Genomic DNA, 362 nt, shown 5'->3' on the forward strand with positions numbered 1-362 from the left:
GATCTACTTCGACAAGCCGACGCAATCGGGCGTTCTGAAGCGCTTGTGCGCGCGGCTCCTGCCGGGTGGCTACATGTTCATCGGCCACTCCGAATCCATCACCGGTATCGACCTGCCCCTGAAGCAGGTTTCCAACACCGTGTTCCAGCGCATCTAGGTCAAAGAGCATATGGGCAAGAAGATCCGCGTTCTCGTCATCGACGATTCCGCAAGCGTTCGCCAGACGCTCGTTCGCGTGCTGCAGGAAGATCCCGATATCGAGATCATGGGGGTCGCGACCGATCCCTTCATGGCGGCGAAGAAGATTCAGGAAGAAATCCCTGATGTCATCACGCTCGATGTCGAGATGCCGCGCATGGATG

General features: G+C 57.7%; 2 protein-coding genes. Both read left to right on the forward strand.

The genetic code is table 11. The features are described 5' to 3' along the window. The coding region (locus B3605_RS23965) for a CheR family methyltransferase (RefSeq protein ID WP_296436496.1) at positions 1 to 157 on the forward strand (157 nt) is incomplete at its 5' end. A 12-nt stretch (positions 158 to 169) separates the two neighbouring features. Then, positions 170 to 362 (forward strand): response regulator (locus B3605_RS23970; protein WP_296436491.1); only part of this gene is annotated, 193 nt, incomplete at its 3' end.

Source organism: Rhizobium sp. UBA1881 (genome assembly GCF_002338015.1).
Classification (GTDB): Bacteria; Pseudomonadota; Alphaproteobacteria; order Rhizobiales; family Rhizobiaceae; genus Rhizobium.